This is a genomic window from Curtobacterium sp. MCLR17_059, from assembly GCF_003234665.1.
GTDB classification, from domain to species: domain Bacteria; phylum Actinomycetota; class Actinomycetes; order Actinomycetales; family Microbacteriaceae; genus Curtobacterium; species Curtobacterium flaccumfaciens.
Map to the genome: position 1 here is coordinate 58,583 of NZ_QKSU01000013.1, position 17,494 is coordinate 76,076.

Sequence of the window (17,494 nt, forward strand, 5' to 3'; positions counted from 1 at the left end):
TCAGCTCCGGAACGTGATGATGCGCGACGGCGTGATGATGCCGTCAACGGGTTCGTCGTGGGGTTCGCGCGGGACCTCGTCGAGGTACTCCGCGTCGAAGATCACAGCATAGACGGGCGGACGGTTCGCCATGGACCCGAGGGTCTTGTCGTAGTAGCCGCGCCCCCAGCCCATGCGGACACCGTCGTGCCCAACCGCCGCCGCCGGGGCGAGGATCGCGTCGACGTCGTTGATCGCGAGCGGGGACAGGACCTCGCCGACGACCTCGGGCAGGCCGAGCAGGCTCTCGGTCTCGCTCTCGCCGTCGCCCACGGCCCAGTCGAGCAGCCCGTCCTCGCGGGTGATCGGCAGCAGCACGCGGATGCCCTGCCCGAACGCCCAGTTCAGGAACGGCCGCACGTTCGGCTCGTCCGGTGCGGACAGGTACAGGGCGAGGGACGTCACCTGGCGCTCCTCGACGAAGCGCTGCAGGGTCGCGGTCAGGGTCTCGGTGTCCGCGTCGCGTTCGGTCGTGGTCCGGGTGCGCCGCCGCTGCCGGAGTTCGGCTCGCAGGGCGCGCTTCTCGTTCCCGAGATCGGCGATCATGCGCAGGAGTCTACCGAGGGGCACGGTTGCGGCTTCCCGCCGGGAACACGCGGGGTCCCGTGTCCCCCGGAGCGACGACATGCCCTCGAAAGGGGGATCGGATACGGTCTGAGCATGGGCTTCCAGATTTCGAAGGCGGTGATCCCGGCCGCAGGGCTGGGTACCCGCTTCCTCCCCGCGACCAAGGCGATGCCGAAGGAGATGCTCCCCGTCGTCGACAAGCCGGCCATCCAGTACGTGGTGGAAGAGGCTGTCGGTGCCGGGCTGACCGACGTGCTGATGATCACCGGGCGCAACAAGAACGCGCTCGAGAACCACTTCGACCACGTGTCGGAGCTCGAGGAGACCCTCCGCAAGAAGGGCGACCACGAGAAGCTGCAGAAGGTGAACCAGTCGACGGACCTCGCCGACATGCACTACGTGCGACAGGGTGACCCGCTCGGCCTCGGCCACGCGGTGCTCCGCGCGAAGATGCACGTCGGCCGCGAGCCGTTCGCCGTGCTCCTCGGTGACGACATCATCGACGCTCGTGACCCGCTGCTCCAGCGCATGATCGAGGTCCAGGGCGAGAAGAACGCCACGATCGTGGCCCTGCTCGAGGTCCCCGAGTCGCAGACGCACCTGTACGGCATCGCCACGGTCGAGCCGACCGACACCGACGACGTGGTGAAGATCACCGGCCTCGTCGAGAAGCCCCCGCAGGGCGAAGCGCCCTCGAACCTGGCCATCATCGGCCGCTACGTCATCCGTCCCGAGGTCTTCGACGTCCTCGAGAAGCAGGAGCCGGGCAAGGGCGGCGAGATCCAGCTGACCGACGCGCTCATGAAGATGGCGAGCGCCGAAGAGTGGACCGGCGGCGTGTACGGCGTCGTGTTCCGTGGACGCCGGTACGACACGGGTGACAAACTCGACTACATCAAGGCGATCGTGCAGCTCGCCTCGGACCGCGATGACCTCGGCCCCGACCTCAAGTCGTGGCTGAAGGAGTTCAACGCGGGCGAATAGTCGGCCATCCCGCTCGGGTCCGGTGATCACGGACCCGGGCGGGACACCCCGTCCCGCACCGGGGCGGGACCCCGGAGGAACCCAGCGATGACGACGATCCCGACCCTGTCCCACGGGCGGGTCACCATCCGGCCCCTCCGGCTCCGCGACACCCGCGACCTCGACGCGGCACTCGCGACGAACCGTTCGTGGCTCCGCACCTGGGAGGCCACGAACCCCTCCGGGCACGTCTCCACCGACGTCCGGGGCAGCATCCGCGCGCTCCAGGCCAACGCCCGCGCGGGACTCGGACTCCCGTTCGCGATGGAGCTCGACGGCCGCTTCGTCGGGCAGCTCAACGTCTCCGGCATCTCCTACGGCTCGCTCGCGAGTGCCTCCATCGGCTACTGGGTCGTCGAGGACGCCGCCGGCCACAACGTGACGCCGATCTCGGTCGCCCTCGCCGTCGACCACTGCTTCCGCTCGCTCGGCGTGCACCGGATCGAGATCTGCATCCGGCCGGAGAACGCCCCGAGCCTGCGCGTCGTCGAGAAGCTCGGCTTCCGGTACGAGGGACTCCGTCGCCGGTACATCCACATCAACGGGGACTGGCGCGACCACTTCTGTTTCGCGCTGGTGGCGGAAGAGGTCCGCGGGGGCGTCCTCGAGCGCTGGGTGCAGGGGCAGGTGCCGCCCGGCGTGGGGACCGTGCCGCTCGCCGCACGCGACGAGGCGGCGATGCCGCTGGACACGACGCCCCGCATCTGACGTCCCACGTCTGACGGGCCTGGAGGCGCGACTCGCCTTCCACGGATTCCGCCCCGACACGCGCAACACGCGTCCGGCAATGACGCGGCGCGGGAACCGCCGCCCCTACCGTGTTCGCATGGCAGGAATCGGCTCGTGGGGTGGCGGCATCGTCCTGCTCGTCGCGGCCGTACTCTGGCTCGTCTACCTGATGCCGTCGTGGGCCGCCCGCCGCCAGTACCTGGCCACCGAGCGGAACGCCATCCGGCTGCAGCAGACCCTCCGGATCCTCGCGCAGACCGCCGAGCTGCCGGACGAGGTCCGCATCGAGATGAACGCGAAGTCCCTCGCCCAGGCGCAGCGCGTCGCCCGGTCCGAAGAGGCCAAGCGCACCGCCATCGTCCGAGCCCACGAAGCCGCGCGGCAGCGTGAGATCACCCGCCGCCTGGCCGAGCAGGCCCCCGTGCTCGAGCGGGCGTCCGCCGTGCCGGCCCTGACCGCGATGCGCATGCGCCGGTCCCGGCTCGGGGCGACCCTGTTCGGCACGCTCGGCGTCGTCATCGCCCTCGTGGTCTTCGTCGCGGCACCGTCGCTCTGGCTCGTCGGTGTCGCCGGCCTCGTCGCCGCCGGTGGGTCCGCAGCGGTCCTGGCCCAGCTGCACCAGGTGGCGACGGCACGGAAGCAGCGTCTCGCGGCCGCCGAGACGGGCGCGACCCGCGCCTCCCGGCCGTCCACCGCCTGGACGGACCCGGCGCCGCCCCTGTCGACCGAGCAGCCTGCCGAGCCCGCAGCGGACCGCTCCTGGACCCCGAACCACGTTCCGAAGCCCCTCTACGTGGAGCGGCCGGCTGCTCCGGCCGCCTCGCCCGAGTCGTCGGCGGAACTCGCTGCCCGCCTGAAGGAGCGCGTCGCCGCGGCCAAGGCGGAAGCCGAGGCCGAAGCTGCGGCGATCCGCGCCGGGGAGTCCGACCCGTCGCTGGCGCGGGTGTCGCGGATGCGGCCCGAGCTCGAAGAGGCTGCGGCGTCGCTGTCAGCGCACGACCAGGGGCGTCTGGCCGAACGGCTCGGGCTCCGGGCCCCCGCCGCCCCTGCTGCGTCGGCCGGCGTTGCTCCTGGCGCTCCTGCTCCTGCCGCTCCTGCTCCCGCCGCTCCTGCTCCCGCCGACGAGCCTGCCGGGCCGCCGAGCAAGTGGGCCGGCATGGGTGTCCTCGACGACGACGCCTACCAGCAGGCCGACCTCGACGCGATCATGCGACGGCGCCGCGCGGTCTGACCCGCGGCACGCCCGAAGGGCCACCTGCGATTTCGGCTGGGCCGAACGAGGGTGCTAGTGTGATCGAGCACTTGGGGCTATGGCGCAGTTGGTAGCGCGTCTCGTTCGCAATGAGAAGGTCAGGGGTTCGAATCCCCTTAGCTCCACCAGGTAGCAACCACAAGAACGGCCCGGAACCCACAGGTTCCGGGCCGTTCTGTCGTTGGCGGTCGTGTCGAGTGGATCGTCCTCCACAGGCCGAGTCAGGTGGATCGTTCGACACAGTTCACGGACAGGGGTGGTGTGTTGTCCAACGCACCGCCCTAGACTCCCCGTGCGCCGACCGGCGCGGGAAACGGGGGAACACGTGCGCTTCAGGACCGCCATCGCATCGATCGGCACGGTGCTCGCCGTCGCCGCCGGGCTCGCCGTCGTCGGGCCGGTCGCGCCGGCATCGGCAGCGGCCCCGACGACCGGCCGATTCACCCCCGTCGCACCGGCACGAGCCTGGTCCGGCACCGCGACGAGCACCGCGACGACGGTCACCCTCGGCGGCAGGAACGGCATCCCCGCTTCGGCCACGGCTCTCGTGCTCACCGCGACGGTGAACGCGCCGAGCGCCGCCGGGTACGTCAGTGTTGCCCCTGCCGGCAGCACGGCGAGCCCCGCGATCCAGAACTTCCGCCGGGGGCAGCCGATCTCCGGCACGACCACGGTCGGCCTCACCTCGGGCAAGGCCCAGGTGAAGGTGTCCGCGGGCAAGGCCACCGTTTCGCTCGACGTTGCGGGGTGGTACGGCACGAGTACTTCCGGTTCCACGTACACGCCGCTGCCGCCGACGAACGTGCTGAACGGGACGGTGTCCACCGCGGCGAAGAAGATCGTGGTCGCGGGGAAGGCGGGTGTCCCGGCGAACGCCACCGCAGTGGTGCTCCAGACCGACGTCTCCCGCCCCGCAACGAGTGGTCGGCTGCGGATCACCCCGTCCGGCAACAACGCCGGGGTCGTCTCGTTGATGTACGAGAAGGGCATCACCGTCGCCAACACGACCACGGTCAGGCTCTCCGGCGGCGCCGTGCAAGCGCGAGTCTCCTCCGGATCCGCACGGGTGCTCGCCGACGTGGTCGGGTACTACGCGCCGAACGCCAACGGTTCGGTCTTCGTCCCCGCGCACCCGGTCCGAGCTGCGACCGTCGCTGCCGGGACCACCGCGAAGAAGGTCACCGTCGCCGGCACCGCAGGTGTCCCGCGCAATGCGACCGCTGCGGTCATCAACGCGAAGGTCGGCAAGGGAAGCACCGGGGGATCACTCCGCGTCGTCGGTGCGGGGCTGGCCTCGAGCGTGCCGACGCAGGTCTACGCCAAGGGTCAGACGATCGGGAACGCCTTGATCGCGCCGCTCGCAGCCGGAGGGCAGGTGCAGGCGAAGGTGTCCGGCGGGACTGCGACGGTCTACGTCGACGTCGTGGGGTACTTCCTCGATGGATCGACGGGTTCGGGGACCGGCGTGGACATCTCCTGGCCGCAGTGCGGCAAGACCGTCCCCACCGACCAGTCGTTCGGGATCGTCGGGGTGAACGGTGAACGCGCCAACACGACGAACCCCTGCTTGCAACAGCAGCTCGGCTGGGCCGAGGCCTCCGCCGGCGGCACCGCCCAGCCGACGACGCAGGTCTACTCGCTCTTCACGAACCCCGGGGCACGGGCAGCCTCGGTGTGGCCGACGTCGAACCTCGCGCCGAACGGCCAGACAGTCGCTGTGCCCACGGCGTACGGCACCTGCACACCGCAGTCCGGTGCGCAGTCGACCTGGAAGACGACGGCAGCGTGCTCGTACATGTACGGGTACGCTCGCGCCTACGAAGCAGCCAACACCCGCGGAGTCACCAATCCTGGTCAGTACCGCTGGTGGCTCGACGTCGAGACCGGGCTGTCGTACGTCACCTCGGACGCCGGGCAGAACCGTGCGGCGCTCGAGGGCATGACGAAGGCCCTGCAGGACGCGGGAGTGACCCAGATCGGGGTCTACTCGACCTCGTACCAGTTCAACAAGATCATGGGGACCGTCCCGGCATCGAGTCCGCTCCGGCCGCTGCCGAGCTGGATCGCGCTCGGTGCGGCCCGACTCGACCAGGCTCAGGCGGCCTGCTCCGGCGCTCGTCTGCTCGGTGGACCCATTGGGATGACGCAGTACGTCACGCCGTTCGGCTCGACCGCGATCGACCGCGACTGGTCCTGCAGCTGACGCAGGGGCACGCGACCTGCGACGGTTCGCGAGCGGATCGGCGCGCATCATGACGGCGAGCGCGAGTCGCAGACGGGCGGGAGGCCCGGTGCCAGCTGGCACCGGGCCTCCCGCCCGTCTGCGGGTCGCGTCGGACCCGGCCCCGACGTCGACGTGTCAGCCGGCGATGCTCTCCGTCAGCACGCCGGACTGCGCGAAGGTGGTGTGGATCGCGTTCGCGGCCTGCTCGAAGGCACGGTTGCCGCGCGAGATGCCGAGCGCTCCACCCTTGATCGCGGACTTGCCCGAGCCGCGCAGCAGTCGGGCGACCGTGCGGCCGTCCGGGGCGATCATGATCTGCACGTCGAGGCGGGTGTGGAACGTGCGGTCGTTCGCCATGCCGCCGATGAGGAGCGTCAGGCCGAGGCTGCCGCGGGTCGCACGGAGTGCCCCCTGCTCGGCGTCGTCGACGGTGTAGCCCTCGCGTGACAGCGCCTCACGCACCTGGGCACGGGCGGTCTCGGGGTCGGTGGCGACGAAGAAGTCGTGGCTCTCGGGCATGTGTGTTCCTTCCGAACGGGTCCGCTGGGACACGGAGGACGCTCGCCCCCGAAGACGATCATGCCGTGTCGGAACGACGGAGGTGTCGCTTACGCTGGTCGTGTCATGACTGCCTCGATGAACCGCCGCGCACTCCTGTCCCTCGCCGGCGTCGCCGGGATCGGGCTCGCCGTCGCGGCGTGCTCCTCCGGCAGCGACAAGGGCGGCGACTCGGGCAAGGGGTCGGGCGGCGGGCGCGGGAGCTCCGGGGGTGCGGACGCATCGTCCACCCCGACGGCGAAGCCCGTCGCGAAGGCCGTCACTCCAGCGCAGGTCCCGCTCGCCGGTGGCGTCACGATCACCGTGACGGGGACCGGACTCGCCGCCGTCAAGGGCGTCACCGTCGGCGGTGTCGCTGCGCGCGACGTCACGGCGACCGCGTCGAAGGTGACCTTCACGGCCCCGCACCAGGCGATGTACACCGCCGGTGACGCCGACGTCGCGCTCTTCACCGCGGTGATCGAGCCCACCGCGTCGGCGAACCAGTCCTCTGACGGCAACGGCAGCGCCGCGAACGACGGGCAGAGCGGCGCCACCCAGGACACCGCGACGACCACGCCGACCCCGACCGCCGCCACGACACCCGCTGCGGGCAGCGCGGTCGCTTCGACCACCCTGGCCTACGCCGCACTGACTGACGTCGACCGGCAGCTCGCCTACGCGATGCGGTACTGGAAGGACTACAACCTCGCCGAGTACGGCACGATGAACCCGATCGGCGGCGACTGCGCGAACTACGTCAGCCAGACGCTCATCGCCCGCGGGTGGGAGCAGCGGTCCGACTGGTACAACCGCGCGGCCGGTGCCGAGCACAGTGCGACGTGGACCTACTGCCCGACGATGGACCCGTGGCTCGAGACCAACGCGGCCGAGTTCGGACTCACCCGGCGTTCGTCGGACGAGCGCGACAAGGTGCAGGTCGGCGACATCGTGTTCTTCGACTGGAACGCCAACGGGTCACCGGACCACACCACCATCGTGTCCGAGGTCTTCACCGAGCCCGACGGCACCATCCGCATCAAGTCGGCGAGCCACAACCAGGACGGCCCCTACCGCGACCTCGACGAGATGATCACGGTGCAGCACCCCGGCGGATCGGCCTGGTTCCACACGTTCGACGCGTAGCGCTGTCGCGGCCCGCAAGACACCGGTGTTCGCGCGTCGCGCCGCGGTCTGCGCGTGTTCAACCGGCGAACACCGGTGTCTTGCAGCGCCGACGGACAGCACCGCTCACGGGTACCCGAGGAACCACAGCAGCACGATCGCGACCGGCTGCAGGCACACCCCGACGACCAGCCACGTCACCGCACGCCGCCGTGTCCCCACGAAGACGTCCGAGCCGAGCAGCGGCGCCATCGGCATGAGCAACCGCGGCAACGACTGCTGCGGCAGGAACACCGTCACCAGGTACAGCCCGTAGGAGGCCGTGAACGCGAGCACGTCGGTGCCCAGGGCCCGGGTGCTCCTGCGTGAGAAGAACCACACGGCGCCGGCGAGCACCACCACGACGAGCACGATGCCGAGCGGCCCGAGCCACGTCGACGCCATCGTGAACCACGGTGTCAGCGGCGCGAAGTGCTGCCGCCCGACGAACCCCACCCACCACGACAGCTCGGTGTCCAGGTACGCGTTCGGTCGCCCGGTCACGGCCGTCGCGATGACGGGCCACGCCAGTCCGGCAGCCGCGACGACCAGGCCGGTCACCACGATCGCGATCCGGTCACCCCACGGGAACACTTCGGCAGCGCGCCCCGAGCGGTGCGCTCCGACCCACCGCACGACCAGGTGCACGGCCAGTGCCAGCGCCAGCGCGAGGACGCCGGGCTTCGTGAACGCCGCCACGACACCGAGCGGCGCGATCAGCCAGTACCGACGCCGCACAAGCGCCAGCAGCGCGCCGAACAGCAGCACGAGCAGCAGGCTCTCCGCGTAGGCGACCTGCAGCAGGAACCCCGTCGGCGCGAACGCGAACAGGGCCGTCGCCCAGCGGGCCCGGTGCGAGCAGCCGACGGCGAGCACCAGCCGGTACAGCAGCACGCAGGCGCCCGCTCCGGCGATCGACGCCACCACGACCCCGGCGACCCAGAACGAGGCGCCGGTCAGGGTCATCACGATCCGCACCACCGCGGGGAACACCGGCAGGAACGCCCACGCGTTCGGCAGGACGTGCCCGGAGTCGTCGACCGGCAGCGTCGCGGGGTAGCCGTGCTCGGCGATGGTCCGGTAGAACGAGGCGTCCCACGAGCCCGAGAACGTGAAGAACGAGGGGTCCTGCCGGTACGAGGCGAACGGCCAGCCGTTCGCGGTCGCCAGCAGGTACACGGTCGCCAGCAGCACCGTGCTGACCACCCGCGAGCCCGCCCAGATCAGCAGCGGTGCGGTCCAGGCGCTGCGCCGTCCGGTCAGCAGGCTGCGGAACCCCCGCCTGGAGGCCCGGCTCGCTTCCGCCACGCTCGTCACCCGCCCGATCCTCCCAGATCGCAGGCCGCGCCCCGCATCGCGGGCCGCCACCCGCCCGGCGCGAGCCAACCCGTGTGCTTCGTGAGCAGGAATGGTCGGGTCCGTCTGCCGGACCCGACCATTCCTGCTCACGAAGTGCGGGCCTCCCGGCTAGCGCCCCGTGACCGCGCGACGGATCTGCTCGATCGGGACCTTCGGGGAGCGGTCTGCGTTGAGCAGGCCGTTCGTCTCCTGCATGGTGTCGGTGAGTTGCGTGTAGCAGGACCCGGCGAGGAACGAGCTCGCGCGGATCGCGTCGTACAGCGCGGTGATCCGGGCGACCCAGTCGTCGCCGTCAGTGGCCGACGTGTACCCCCAGCCGTCCTCGCGCTGGACGCCCGGCTGGTAGTTCACGCCGCCGAACTCGGTGAGCATGACCGGCTGGCCGAGGTCCTCGGCGCCGCCGACCAGGATGCGGCGGTCCGCCGGGCCGATGCCACCGAGCAATCGGGTCCGTGCGGTCTCGTCCGCGTAGGTGGCCGCGAGCCGGGGTCCGTCGCCCTCGTAGTCGTGGATCGTGACGATGTCGGAGTTCGTGTGCTCCCACCCGTCGTTGGAGATCACCGGACGCGTCGGGTCCAATGCCCGCGTGACGTCGGCGAGGGCCCGGGCGTAGGCCTGCTGGGCCGGGTCGGTGGCGATGTGCTGCACCCCCCAGCTCTCGTTGGCGGGCACCCACGTGACGATCGACGGGTGCGAGGCGTCACGCTCGACGGCGTCCATCCACTCGCGCATCAGACGTTGCACGGCGCGGGGGGAGAACGCGTAGGCGCCGGGGGCCTCGCCCCACACCATGAGTCCGAGTCGGTCGGCCCAGTACAGGAACCGCGGGTCCTCGACCTTCTGGTGGTTGCGGGCCGCGTTGAAACCGAGCTCCTTGATGAGTTCGACCTCGCGGCGGAGTGCCTGGCGGGACGGGGCGGCGATGTGCGACTCGGGCCAGTAGCCCTGGTTCAGGACACTGCGGACGTCGTGGCGTCGGCCGTTGAGCAGGAACGCGCCCCCGTCGACCCCGACCGTCCGGATCCCGAAGTAGCTGGCGACGGCGTCGAGCGCGCCCGTGCTCGCAGTCGTGTCGTTGCCGTTGCCGTTGCCGTTGCCGTTGCCGTTGCCGTTGCCGGAGCGCGCCAGCAGCGTGACCGTGGCGTCGATCAGCCGGGGCGTGTCGGGGGTCCAGTGCAGCTCGTCCTCGGCCTGCCCGTTCGTCTGCCGCGCGATCGGCACGACCACGTCGAACTCGTCCCCGGTCTCGCCGACGGTGGTCTCGATCGTGGCGAGGTGCTCGTCGCGGTCGTCCCAGCGGGCCTCGACGCGCAGGCGCTCGCCGCCGGTGCGGTGACCGTCGAGCCGGACCGTCAGCCGCATGGTCGCGTGGTCGACGTTCGTCCAGCGCAGGGACGCGATCGAGGCGGTCGGCACGGCCTCGAGCCAGACCGTCTGCCAGATCCCGGTGGTCCGGCGGTACCAGATCGCGTGCGGGTCCTCGTGCCAGTCCTGCTTGCCGCGCGGCTGGGTCAGGTCGTGCGGGTCGTCCTCGGCGCGGACCACCAGGGTGTGCACGGCGTCGGGGTCCGTGGTCAGCGCCTCGGTGACGTCGAAGGAGAACGGGGTGTGGCCGCCCTCGTGTCCACCGATGAACTGCCCGTCGATCCAGACGCGGGCACGGTGGTCGACGGCACCGAAGTGCAGCACGAGCCGGGGCGCGCCGGTGCCGAACCCGGCGGTGTCGAGCTCCGAGCGGGTGATCGCGCGGGAGTACCAGACCACCGGGTGGAACCCGGGCTCGTCGATGCCCGAGGCCGGGGACTCCGGCGGGAACGGGACGACGATGTCGCGGGCGTCGGTGAAGCCGGTGCGCCAGGCGTCGTCGTCGCCGTCGTTCCGGAACGACCACGTGCCGTCCAGGTCGGCCCACGCGGTGCGGAGCATCTGCGGCCGGGGGTACGTGCCGTCCTGCCGCGAAGCGAGGGGGAGGCCGGGGGCGGAAGCGGAGTCAGGTGCGGCCACGATGCCGTCGAGCGTGCTCATGCGTCCATGCTCCCGTGCTGGTACATCGTTGTAAAGAGGGAGTCGGGATTGCGCGGAGCAGGTTCCGCGGGGCGCTCGTCGAGCGGTCGCTCAGCCGATCGCGGCGTCGCGCGTGAGCACCATGACGTCCATCCGTCCCTGCTGGACGACCACGCCGTGCTGGTTCCGCAGGGCCACCGCTCGTTCGACGATCCCGGTCGTTCCCGAGCTCGTCAGCCGGGTGCCGAGGACCTCGACGGTGCAGGTCACGGTGTCGCCGATGAACACGGGCTCGGTGAACCGCCACTGGTCGATCCCGAGCAGTGCCACGGCGGATCCCTCGAAGACGCCCGTGCGCGCGATGAGCCCGAGGCACAGCGAGGTGCCGAGCAGCCCGTGCACGATCCGCTGGCCGTACCGGGTCTTCCCCGCGAACTCGACGTCCGTGTGCACCTGGTTGTTATCGTTCGTCCACGAGGCGAACGACACCACGTCCGCCTCGGTGATGGTGCGCCCCGGCGTCGTGAAGGTCTGTCCGGCAGCGAGGTCCTCGAAGTAGTGCGGCACGGCCCGATTCTCGCACCCGGTCAGAGCCGCGCGAGCAGCTTCCGCGATCGGCGCAGGCCCTGCGTGCTGGCCGTCTGCTCGGTCGTCGCCAGGACGCCGTACCCGAACGTGTCCTCGCCGTGCTGCGCTGCCACGGCTGCCAGCCGTCGGTACGCATCGGCGGCGTGTGCGGCGTCGAGCGTCTCGCCGAGGGTCTCCTGCACCCGTCGCAGTCGACCGAGCCGGCGCTTCCCGACGTCGGGCAGGTCACCGGCCGCCTGCAGGGCGTAGCGCAACCGGCGCGCGGCCTTCCGGACCTCGTGCAGGGTGTCGAGGTCATCGCTCGGATCACCCAGCAGCCGACCGACGCGTGCCCGCTCGTGCCGGATGCGCCGGGCGGCGAACGTGGCCGCGTCGTCGTCCGCGTGCGGGCCGGCCGGTGCCCGCAGCAGCAGGTCGTCGAGGGCATCGAGTGTCCGGAACCAGGCGTCGGAGCGCAGCGCTCGCCGGAGTTCAGCAGCGGCGACGCTGCGACGTTCCGCGGTCTCGGCGCCGATGCGGTCCAGGGTCTCGGCGTCCACGTACCCGTCGGGGGCGTCTGCCGCCGACCGGGACAGGCCGGCGTGCAGCACCTCGGCGTCGCGAGCGGTCCCGGCGATCCGTCCGGTCTCGGCCAGGGTGGCACGGAGGTCCTCGGTCGCCTGGCGGTCGAGCGCGCCGCGGAACGCCGCGAGCACACTCCGCAGGCGGCGCAGCACCTTCCGCAGGTCGTGCACGGCCTCGGGCTCGTCGGCCCGTACCCGGGGATCCACCGCGACCAGGTCGCGCCGCAGGGCATCGAGCACCCGCAGGACGAACCCGGCGGCGGTGTCCGACCGGGGGCGCTTCGCTCGGCCGCGTCGGCGCTCCGGGGCGGGCTCGGGGCCGCGGGGGAGCGGAACCGACGAGACGTCCACCGGATCGGTCGCCGCGTCGTGCAGCGCTCGTTCGGCCGCTCGTGCCGTGGCGCCGTCGCGTCCGTCGTCCGTCAGGGCCCACCACCGCGACGACCGCAGCACGGTGGTGTCCGGGTCGCCGTCGTCCACGCGCACGTCGGCGACCTCGGCCCGCACCCGGCCGTCCCTGCCGCGGAGGGTCACGAGCGTCGTGGTGGTGTCACGGACCAGGACGGTCCGCAGCGGACGACCACGCAGGAACACCTCGACGGCGTCCCGTGGGGGATCGTCGGACGCGCCGTCGAGCGGTTCCGGGCCGACCCCGTGAGCACCCCGGTCGATCGTCCAGGTGTCGTCCGGCAAGCGTGTGAGCACGACGCCCTCGGCAGCGAGCACCCGGTCGTCGGAGTCCCACACCGTCTCGCGGACCGTCACCGCTCGGTGGCGGCGGACGTCGGCGGCGAACGGCTCGAGTGCGGGGAGCCTGCGGTCGTCGAGGATCCGCCAGGTCCGGCGGGGGTCGGGGAGCGCAGGTGCAGCGTCAGCGGCGGAGGCAGGAGCGGCAGCGGATCGGGGCATGCCGCAAGTGTCGTCCGGCGCACCCGTGTCAGATCGGGGGCAACGGGGTTCTGTGGACGGAGTGCTCCGCGGCCCGTCCTGTGGGGGACTCGGCACCTCGCCAGGCCCCGGCGCGTAGGTTCCGCTGCATGAGCGACGGAGCACCCAGCGCCCCCGACACCCGCGCAGACACGAGCGCAGACACCCGCGCAGACGCCAGCGCCCCCGACACCAGCGCCCCCGACACCAGCACGCCGAGCGACCGCGACCTCGAGTCCTGGATCGCCGACCGCCGCTGGTACGCCTCGAAGGGGTCCGTGCCACACCTCCGGACGATCTCGACCGACGACGGGACCCGGCTGGTGCTCGACGAGGCACCCACGGTCCCCGTCCTCTACCAGTCGCCGATCACCAGCGGCCCCGACGGCACGGTCGTCGACGCCACCACCGATCTCGCGTGGGTGTCGGCACTCGCCGCACGCATCGACGCGGCACCGGACAGCCTCAGCCCGATCGGCCGGGTCACCGCCGCCCGCGTCCTGACGGGTGAGCAGTCCAACACCTCGGTCATCTGCGACACCGAGTCCGGCGACCGCGTCATCATCAAGGTCTTCCGCGTGCTGCACCACGGCGACAACCCCGACGTGACCACGCAGCTCGCCCTCACGGCGGCGGGCAGCACGCGTGTGCCGCGGGTCTACGGCGCCCTCCGCGCCGACTGGCCGGACGTCGGACGCCCGGACGGCACGGCGACGGGGCACCTCGCCTTCGCCCAGGAGTTCCTCCCCGGGCTCGACGACGCCTGGCGCGTCGCCCTGCAGGAGGCGCAGGCCGGCACGCCGTTCGGTGACCGCGCCGAGCAGCTCGGCACCGCGCTCGCCGACGTGCACCGCACCCTCGCCGGAGCGCTGCCGACGGAACCGGCCGACGCGCCCCGACGGGACGCCGCCGTCGCCACGATGCACGCCCGACTCGACACCGCCGCCCGCGAGGCCCCGGCCGTCGCCGACCACGCCGACGCCATCCGCGCGGTCTACGCCCGTGCCGCCGACGCGACGTGGCCGGACCTGCAGCGCATCCACGGTGACCTGCACCTCGGACAGGTCCTGTCGGCACCGGGTCCCCGTGGCTGGGTCTTCCTGGACTTCGAGGGCGAACCCCTCCGCCCCCTCGACGAACGCTCGCTGCCGGACGTCACCCTGCGCGACGTCGCGGGCATGCTCCGCTCGTTCGACTACGTCGCGGGTGCGCTGGCGCACGACGCCGAACGGGTCGACGCGGCCGCCTGGGCGGCCGAGGCGCGGGCACGCTTCCTCGAGGGCTACCAGCGGGGCACCGGCGCGGACCTCACCGCCCACGGCGCGCTGCTCGACGCCTTCGAACTCGACAAGGCGGTCTACGAGGTCGTCTACGAGACCCGCAACCGACCCGACTGGGTCGGCATCCCGCTCGCGGCCGTCGCGCGCCTGGTCGGCGACAGCGGGTCCTGACCGCGACCCACGAACGGACGGGAGGCCCGTGGCGACACCGCCACGGGCCTCCCGTCCGTCACCGGGTGACGTCGTCTAGTTGACGGGACCCGTGTACTTCTCGCCTGGTCCGGCACCGATCGGGTCCGGGATCGCCGACGCCTCGCGGAAGGCGAGCTGCAGCGACCGGAGTCCGTCGCGGAGCGGACGGGCGTGGTGGTCGCCGATCTCGGTCGCGGCTGCGGTGACCAGGCCGGCCAGCGCGGTGATCAGCTTCCGCGCCTCGTCCAGGTCCGTCTGCTCCTGCGGGTCGTCTGCCAGGCCGACCTTGACGGCCGCGGCACTGAGCAGGTGCACCGCAACGGTGTTGATGAGTTCGACCGCCGGCACCTCCGCGATGTCCCTGGCGGCGTCGATGCCGGTGTCGTCGATCGGGGTGTCGCTCACGGTGCTCCTCTGCTAGGCTTGCTCGCGGCAGATGCTGTCCGTGTGCCGTCAGTTCCCTTGACATCAGTTCTCCTGAGATCAAGATCCTCGACAACACCCGGACGGTGTCACGAAAGAGGAGTCTCTCCCACCCGCGGCCGCGTTCCACCAGGCTACCGGGTCACCACCGCTCCGCGAGTGCACGTGTTGCACCCGTCGGTCGGATCCCACGGATCCGATGCAGGGCGGCTGCCGAACGGGTCGACATCCCGTGCGTCAGATCTCCTCTCTCGTGCTGTCGTCCAGGGCAAACGCCCCGGACGGCCACCACCTGATTGAAGGAGCTCCGCATCACCGATCCCCGTACCAACGACCGAATCCGCGTTCCCGAAGTCCGACTCGTCGGTCCGCAGGGTGAGCAGGTCGGCGTTGTCCCGATCGCCATGGCACTGCGTCTCGCGCAGGAAGCCGAACTGGATCTGGTCGAGGTCGCGCCGAACTCGAAGCCGCCCGTGGCCAAGATCATGGACTACGGCAAGTTCAAGTACGAGGCCGCTCAGAAGGCCAAGGAAGCCCGTCGCAACCAGGTGAACACGGACCTGAAAGAGGTCCGTTTCCGCCTGAAGATCGACGTGCACGACTACGAGACGAAGCGCAAGCGCGCCGAGGGGTTCCTCCTCGGCGGCGACAAGGTGAAGGCGATGATCCTCTTCCGTGGCCGCGAGCAGTCGCGTCCGGAGCAGGGTGTCCGTCTCCTCCAGAAGTTCGCGGAAGAGATCGCCGAGTTCGGTGTCGTCGAGTCGCGTCCGACCCAGGACGGTCGCAACATGACGATGATCATCGCCCCGCTCAAGAACAAGTCCGACGTCAAGGGCGAGCAGAACGCCAAGCGTGCTGCACAGAAGGCCGAGCGTCGTGCCACCGAGCACGCCGCGAAGGGCAAGGACGAGGCCGAGGCCGGTTCCACGTCCGAGGCAGCTGCGGAATCCACGGACGCCGCGGCCGAATAGGTCCCCGGACCGAACCCGCAACGACGCGGCCCCCCCATCCATCCCACGGAAAGGCACCACCATGCCCAAGCAGAAGACCCACTCCGGGTCGAAGAAGCGCTTCAAGGTCACCGGTACCGGCAAGATCATGAAGCAGCAGGCCGGTATGCGTCACAACCTCGAGGTCAAGAGCTCCAAGCGCAAGGCCCGCCTGAACGAGGACCAGGTCCTCTCCAAGGGTGACGCGAAGAACGTCAAGAAGCTCCTCGGCCACTGAGCCCCCGGATCGTAAAGGAATAGTGCAATGGCACGAGTAAAGAGAGCGGTCAACGCCGCCAAGAAGCGCCGCGTCATCCTCGAACGCGCCGAGGGCTACCGCGGCCAGCGTTCGCGCCTGTACCGCAAGGCCAAGGAGCAGGTCACCCACTCCCTCGTCTACGCGTACCGCGACCGTCACGCGAAGAAGGGCGAGTTCCGTCGCCTGTGGATCCAGCGCATCAACGCTGCGTCCCGTGCGAACGGCCTGACCTACAACCGCCTCATCCAGGGTCTCAACCTGGCCGGCGTCGAGGTCGACCGTCGCATCCTCGCCGACCTCGCGGTGAACAACCCCGAGACCTTCACCGCGCTCGTCGAGACCGCGAAGAAGGCCCTCCCGGCCGACACCTCGGCCCCGAAGGCTGCGTAGTCAGTTCTTCTGCTCGCGAAACCCCCGCCGCACGGCGGGGGTTTCGTCGTTCCTAGACTTGGGTCGTGAGCGATCTCCTCGAGAACCCCCGTGCCGGACGCGTGAAGGCCGTTGCGGCCCTGGCCAAGAAGGACGTCCGGGCCGAGACCGGCCTGTTCCTGCTGGAAGGGCCCCAAGCCGTCCGCGAAGCGCTGGAGTACGCCCCGGAGCTCCTGCGTGAGCTCTACGTGACGCCGACCGCCGCAGCCCGCTACGGGCTGGACGACGCGCCGGTGGACACCTGGTTCGTGACCGAGCAGGTGCTCGACGCGATGGCCGACACGGTCACCCCGCAGGGCGTGGTGGCGGTGTGCCAGCAGTTCCCGACGTCGGTGAAGGACGTCTTCCCGGACCACGCTGCGGCCGCCGCCGACCGGGAGGCCCGTGATGCGTCCGACGAGCAGGCCGCGTTGCCCGGACTGGTCGCCATCCTCGAAGAGGTGCGGGACCCGGGGAACGCCGGCACGATCATCCGGGCCGCCGACGCAGCCGGCGCCGACGCGGTGGTGCTGACCGGACGCTCGGTCGACCCGTACAACCCGAAGGTCGTCCGGTCGACGACCGGGTCCCTGTTCCACGTCCCGGTGTCCGTCGGCGTGACCCTGGCCGACACGATCGAGCGGGCGAAGGCCCTCGGCTACACGGTGCTCGCGGCGGACGTCTCGGGCGACGACCTGCCGGTGGTCCGCGCTGAGGGGATGCTCGACGGTCCGACCGCGTGGGTCTTCGGCAACGAGGCCCGCGGACTCACCGCCGACGACCTGGCGCTCGTCGACCGGGCCGTCAAGGTGCCGATCTACGGGCAGGCGGAGTCGATGAACCTCGCCACGGCCGCGTCGGTGTGCCTGTACGAGTCGGCCTTCGCGCTCCGGAGCTGACGCTCCTCCCTCCCCAGGCCGGTCGTCGGCATCGGTCATCCACCGTCCGCTCGGTGCAGGTGGGTGGT

At 71.2% G+C, this 17,494-nt stretch carries 17 protein-coding genes and 1 tRNA gene; 11 read left to right on the plus strand and 7 right to left on the minus strand.

Annotated elements, in window-relative coordinates; all coding sequences use genetic code 11:
* On the minus strand, positions 1-585 hold the full coding sequence (locus tag DEJ12_RS15770) for a 5-formyltetrahydrofolate cyclo-ligase (RefSeq protein WP_111024332.1): 585 nt from the start codon (positions 583-585) through the stop codon (positions 1-3).
* A gap of 114 nt (positions 586-699) precedes the next feature.
* On the opposite strand from DEJ12_RS15770, the gene galU reads away from it, so the two are divergent.
* The 5 genes from galU (at position 700) to DEJ12_RS15800 (ending at position 5,813) form a co-directional block, all read left to right on the plus strand.
* The gene (gene galU / locus DEJ12_RS15775) at positions 700-1,590 is read left to right on the plus strand and encodes a UTP--glucose-1-phosphate uridylyltransferase GalU (protein WP_027466560.1); all 891 of its coding nucleotides are present in this window, start codon (positions 700-702) and stop codon (positions 1,588-1,590) included.
* An 87-nt stretch (positions 1,591-1,677) separates the two neighbouring features.
* Entirely contained in the window at positions 1,678-2,337 is a 660-nt protein-coding gene (locus DEJ12_RS15780) for a GNAT family N-acetyltransferase (protein WP_017887986.1), read from the plus strand.
* A gap of 118 nt (positions 2,338-2,455) precedes the next feature.
* Positions 2,456-3,589 (plus strand): hypothetical protein, encoded by a 1,134-nt coding sequence (locus tag DEJ12_RS17860; RefSeq protein ID WP_146245555.1) that lies wholly within the window; start codon positions 2,456-2,458, stop codon positions 3,587-3,589.
* Positions 3,590-3,662: 73 nt separating this feature from the next.
* Positions 3,663-3,738: transfer RNA gene (locus tag DEJ12_RS15795), tRNA-Ala, on the plus strand.
* A gap of 197 nt (positions 3,739-3,935) precedes the next feature.
* Complete coding sequence (locus tag DEJ12_RS15800) at positions 3,936-5,813, plus strand: hypothetical protein (protein ID WP_111030710.1); 1,878 nt, start codon at positions 3,936-3,938, stop codon at positions 5,811-5,813.
* A gap of 156 nt (positions 5,814-5,969) precedes the next feature.
* Here DEJ12_RS15800 and DEJ12_RS15805 read toward each other — a convergent pair whose 3' ends face one another.
* Positions 5,970-6,353, minus strand: coding sequence for a hypothetical protein (locus tag DEJ12_RS15805; protein WP_071405149.1), 384 nt, complete (start codon positions 6,351-6,353; stop codon positions 5,970-5,972).
* A 105-nt stretch (positions 6,354-6,458) separates the two neighbouring features.
* Between DEJ12_RS15805 and DEJ12_RS15810 the strand changes: the two genes are divergently transcribed.
* Positions 6,459-7,517, plus strand: coding sequence for an amidase domain-containing protein (locus tag DEJ12_RS15810; protein ID WP_181433051.1), 1,059 nt, complete (start codon positions 6,459-6,461; stop codon positions 7,515-7,517).
* A 105-nt stretch (positions 7,518-7,622) separates the two neighbouring features.
* On the opposite strand, the gene DEJ12_RS15815 is transcribed toward DEJ12_RS15810, so the two are convergent.
* The 4 genes from DEJ12_RS15815 to DEJ12_RS15830 form a co-directional block, all read right to left on the minus strand.
* Positions 7,623-8,852 carry a hypothetical protein gene (locus DEJ12_RS15815; RefSeq protein ID WP_181433052.1) on the minus strand — a complete coding sequence of 410 codons (1,230 nt, stop codon included), beginning with the start codon at positions 8,850-8,852 and terminating at the stop codon, positions 7,623-7,625.
* 150 nt (positions 8,853-9,002) lie between these two features.
* The gene (locus tag DEJ12_RS15820) at positions 9,003-10,919 is read right to left on the minus strand and encodes a glycoside hydrolase family 2 protein (protein WP_111030712.1); all 1,917 of its coding nucleotides are present in this window, start codon (positions 10,917-10,919) and stop codon (positions 9,003-9,005) included.
* Positions 10,920-11,009: 90 nt separating this feature from the next.
* Positions 11,010-11,465, minus strand: a complete 456-nt coding sequence (locus DEJ12_RS15825) for a MaoC/PaaZ C-terminal domain-containing protein (protein WP_111024335.1) — start codon at positions 11,463-11,465, stop codon at positions 11,010-11,012.
* A gap of 20 nt (positions 11,466-11,485) precedes the next feature.
* Positions 11,486-12,958 (minus strand): CHAD domain-containing protein, encoded by a 1,473-nt coding sequence (locus DEJ12_RS15830; protein ID WP_111030713.1) that lies wholly within the window; start codon positions 12,956-12,958, stop codon positions 11,486-11,488.
* Positions 12,959-13,086: 128 nt separating this feature from the next.
* On the opposite strand from DEJ12_RS15830, the gene DEJ12_RS15835 reads away from it, so the two are divergent.
* Entirely contained in the window at positions 13,087-14,427 is a 1,341-nt protein-coding gene (locus tag DEJ12_RS15835) for a phosphotransferase (RefSeq protein ID WP_258370514.1), read from the plus strand.
* A 75-nt stretch (positions 14,428-14,502) separates the two neighbouring features.
* Here the strand turns inward: DEJ12_RS15835 and DEJ12_RS15840 are convergent, their stop codons facing one another.
* Positions 14,503-14,853, minus strand: coding sequence for a DUF1844 domain-containing protein (locus DEJ12_RS15840; RefSeq protein WP_027466553.1), 351 nt, complete (start codon positions 14,851-14,853; stop codon positions 14,503-14,505).
* 314 nt (positions 14,854-15,167) lie between these two features.
* On the opposite strand from DEJ12_RS15840, the gene infC reads away from it, so the two are divergent.
* The 4 genes from infC to DEJ12_RS15860 all read left to right on the plus strand — a co-directional run bounded on the left by infC (position 15,168) and on the right by DEJ12_RS15860 (position 17,426).
* Positions 15,168-15,842 (plus strand): translation initiation factor IF-3, encoded by a 675-nt coding sequence (infC, locus tag DEJ12_RS15845; protein ID WP_081827403.1) that lies wholly within the window; start codon positions 15,168-15,170, stop codon positions 15,840-15,842.
* Positions 15,843-15,903: 61 nt separating this feature from the next.
* Positions 15,904-16,098, plus strand: coding sequence for a 50S ribosomal protein L35 (gene rpmI, locus DEJ12_RS15850; protein ID WP_017887976.1), 195 nt, complete (start codon positions 15,904-15,906; stop codon positions 16,096-16,098).
* Positions 16,099-16,125: 27 nt separating this feature from the next.
* Positions 16,126-16,509 carry a 50S ribosomal protein L20 gene (gene rplT, locus DEJ12_RS15855; RefSeq protein ID WP_017887975.1) on the plus strand — a complete coding sequence of 128 codons (384 nt, stop codon included), beginning with the start codon at positions 16,126-16,128 and terminating at the stop codon, positions 16,507-16,509.
* A gap of 65 nt (positions 16,510-16,574) precedes the next feature.
* The gene (locus DEJ12_RS15860; RefSeq protein ID WP_111030714.1) at positions 16,575-17,426 is read left to right on the plus strand and encodes an RNA methyltransferase; all 852 of its coding nucleotides are present in this window, start codon (positions 16,575-16,577) and stop codon (positions 17,424-17,426) included.
* Positions 17,427-17,494 lie beyond the last annotated feature (68 nt).

Bases quoted from the DNA above. Each gene is read 5' to 3' on its own strand.
- DEJ12_RS15770 (WP_111024332.1), bottom strand. From the start codon at position 585: ATGATCGCCGATCTCGGGAACGAGAAGCGCGCCCTGCGAGCCGAACTC.
- galU (WP_027466560.1), top strand. From the start codon at position 700: ATGGGCTTCCAGATTTCGAAGGCGGTGATCCCGGCCGCAGGGCTGGGT.
- DEJ12_RS15780 (WP_017887986.1), top strand. From the start codon at position 1,678: ATGACGACGATCCCGACCCTGTCCCACGGGCGGGTCACCATCCGGCCC.
- DEJ12_RS17860 (WP_146245555.1), top strand. From the start codon at position 2,456: ATGGCAGGAATCGGCTCGTGGGGTGGCGGCATCGTCCTGCTCGTCGCG.
- DEJ12_RS15805 (WP_071405149.1), bottom strand. From the start codon at position 6,353: ATGCCCGAGAGCCACGACTTCTTCGTCGCCACCGACCCCGAGACCGCC.
- DEJ12_RS15810 (WP_181433051.1), top strand. From the start codon at position 6,459: ATGACTGCCTCGATGAACCGCCGCGCACTCCTGTCCCTCGCCGGCGTC.
- DEJ12_RS15820 (WP_111030712.1), bottom strand. From the start codon at position 10,919: ATGAGCACGCTCGACGGCATCGTGGCCGCACCTGACTCCGCTTCCGCC.
- DEJ12_RS15830 (WP_111030713.1), bottom strand. From the start codon at position 12,958: ATGCCCCGATCCGCTGCCGCTCCTGCCTCCGCCGCTGACGCTGCACCT.
- DEJ12_RS15835 (WP_258370514.1), top strand. From the start codon at position 13,087: ATGAGCGACGGAGCACCCAGCGCCCCCGACACCCGCGCAGACACGAGC.
- rpmI (WP_017887976.1), top strand. From the start codon at position 15,904: ATGCCCAAGCAGAAGACCCACTCCGGGTCGAAGAAGCGCTTCAAGGTC.
- rplT (WP_017887975.1), top strand. From the start codon at position 16,126: ATGGCACGAGTAAAGAGAGCGGTCAACGCCGCCAAGAAGCGCCGCGTC.